The sequence below is a fragment of the Citrobacter sp. wls710 genome, from assembly GCF_005281115.1.
Classification (GTDB): domain Bacteria; phylum Pseudomonadota; class Gammaproteobacteria; order Enterobacterales; family Enterobacteriaceae; genus Citrobacter; species Citrobacter werkmanii.
The window spans coordinates 1-2,332 of record NZ_SZXD01000057.1; the positions used below are offsets into that span (position 1 = coordinate 1).

Consider the following 2,332-nt stretch of genomic DNA (forward strand, 5'->3'; position numbering starts at 1 on the left):
CCGCGTCAGCCGGCGCAGTAAAAAGAGGAGCCCGGCGACATCTTTTGTTATCCGCCAAACAAAACCCAAAAACAACCCACGCCAAACCCAATAAAACACCAAAACAAGACAAATAATCATTGATTGATAGTTAAAATGGGGTAAACTTGACAAATAAACCCACTTAAAACCCAAAACACACCCAAACAAACACCAAAAAAAACACCATAAGGAGTTTTATAAATGTTGGTATTCATTGATGACGGTTCAACAAACATCAAACTACAGTGGCAGGAAAGCGACGGAACAATTAAACAGCACATTAGCCCGAACAGCTTCAAACGCGAGTGGGCAGTTTCTTTTGGTGATAAAAAGGTCTTTAACTACACACTGAACGGCGAACAGTATTCATTTGATCCAATCAGCCCGGATGCTGTAGTCACAACCAATATCGCATGGCAATACAGCGACGTTAATGTCGTTGCGGTGCACCACGCCTTACTGACCAGTGGTCTGCCGGTAAGCGAAGTGGATATTGTTTGCACACTTCCTCTGACAGAGTATTACGACAGGAATAACCAACCCAATACGGAAAATATTGAGCGTAAGAAAGCAAACTTCCGGAAAAAAATTACATTAAATGGTGGGGATACATTCACAATAAAAGATGTAAAAGTCATGCCTGAATCTATACCGGCAGGTTATGAAGTTCTACAAGAACTGGATGAGTTAGATTCTTTATTAATTATAGATCTCGGGGGCACCACATTAGATATTTCTCAGGTAATGGGGAAATTATCGGGAATCAGTAAAATATACGGAGACTCATCTCTTGGTGTATCTCTGGTCACATCTGCAGTAAAAGATGCCCTTTCTCTTGCGAGAACAAAAGGAAGTAGCTATCTTGCTGACGATATAATTATTCACAGAAAAGATAATAACTATCTGAAGCAACGAATTAATGATGAGAATAAAATATCAATAGTCACCGAAGCAATGAATGAAGCACTTCGTAAACTTGAGCAACGTGTATTAAATACACTCAATGAATTTTCTGGTTATACTCATGTTATGGTTATAGGTGGTGGCGCAGAATTAATATGCGATGCAGTAAAAAAACACACACAGATTCGTGATGAACGTTTTTTTAAAACCAATAACTCTCAATATGATTTAGTTAACGGTATGTATCTCATAGGTAATTAATGATGGACAAGCGCAGAACCATTGCCTTTAAGCTAAATCCAGATGTAAATCAAACAGATAAAATTGTTTGTGATACACTGGACAGTATCCCGCAAGGGGAACGCAGCCGCCTTAACCGGGCTGCACTGACGGCAGGTCTGGCCTTATACAGACAAGATCCCAGGGCCCCTTTCCTTTTATGTGAACTGCTGACGAAAGAAACCACATTTTCAGATATCGTGAATATATTGAGATCGCTATTTCCAAAAGAGATGGCCGATTTAAATTCTTCAACAATCATTCAGTCCTCTTCACAATCAGAGCAAAAAAGTGATGAGGAGACAAAAAAGAATGCGATGAAGTTAATAAACTAATTAAATTATGATTGAGTTTCCTTTATCCACTATCAGGCTGGATAAAGGGAACTTAATCAAGTTATTTTATTGCCAGTCATTACATAAAATAAACAGGGTCGTTATTATGAAATAATTTCACGGAACTTATGAAAAAGTGGCTCCAATAATCAAAATTGGTGAGTTCGCAATGTCTGGCAATAACGTTTTTGATGGGTTATTTGCCAGTCCGGATCGCCAGAATACGCATACTGTCAGGGCTGGGAAACGATGCTCTCGGTTATTTACTGAAAAAAGGTGATATCACTGACGCAGAATACCGGGCGGCCCTGGAAATCGATCCCCGGCAGTCGATTTCTGTACACCTGCCGTATTCACAGACCTACCTCTGATAAAAAGGGCCAGTAACGGCCCTTTTCTTTTTCATAATATTCTGATCAGTCTTGCCGGGTTTCCTGCATAAATGCCTTTGTTCTCAATCGGTTTTACTACAACTGCCCCCGCACCAATAACAGCTCCGCTGCATATATACGGAGACAGAATAATGGCTCCACTGCCAACAGTAACCGAATCCCCCAGGGTAATGCTGATCCAGTTATCCGGTGACGGATCTGGTGCTCCTGAACGAAACAGATCGTTGGCGAACGTCACGTTATGACCAATGAAGCAGTTCTCCCCCAGTGTTACGTTCTCACAAATAAACGTGTGCGACTGTATCCGGCTTCCACTACCAATGACACAGCCTTTCTGTATCTCAACGAAGGGGCCGACAAACACATTGTCCCTAGACTGGCCCCCTGAATCACCAGACAACC

4 protein-coding genes are annotated in these 2,332 nt (G+C 41.4%); 3 read left to right on the forward strand and 1 reads right to left on the reverse strand.

Features of this window, described 5'->3' with window-relative positions:
• Positions 1 to 222 precede the first annotated feature (222 nt).
• The 3 genes from parM to FDX14_RS25795 all read left to right on the forward strand — a co-directional run bounded on the left by parM (position 223) and on the right by FDX14_RS25795 (position 1,818).
• Positions 223 to 1,185, forward strand: coding sequence for a plasmid segregation protein ParM (gene parM / locus FDX14_RS21505; RefSeq protein ID WP_000959884.1), 963 nt, complete (start codon positions 223 to 225; stop codon positions 1,183 to 1,185).
• Between the two features lie 2 nt (positions 1,186 to 1,187).
• The gene (locus tag FDX14_RS21510; protein ID WP_001365718.1) at positions 1,188 to 1,538 is read left to right on the forward strand and encodes a plasmid partitioning/stability family protein; all 351 of its coding nucleotides are present in this window, start codon (positions 1,188 to 1,190) and stop codon (positions 1,536 to 1,538) included.
• Between the two features lie 136 nt (positions 1,539 to 1,674).
• Positions 1,675 to 1,818, forward strand: a complete 144-nt coding sequence (locus FDX14_RS25795; protein ID WP_464944241.1) for a hypothetical protein — start codon at positions 1,675 to 1,677, stop codon at positions 1,816 to 1,818.
• A 122-nt stretch (positions 1,819 to 1,940) separates the two neighbouring features.
• Here the strand turns inward: FDX14_RS25795 and FDX14_RS21520 are convergent.
• A partial coding sequence (locus FDX14_RS21520; RefSeq protein WP_137350206.1) for an acyltransferase occupies positions 1,941 to 2,332 on the reverse strand: 392 nt, incomplete at its 5' end.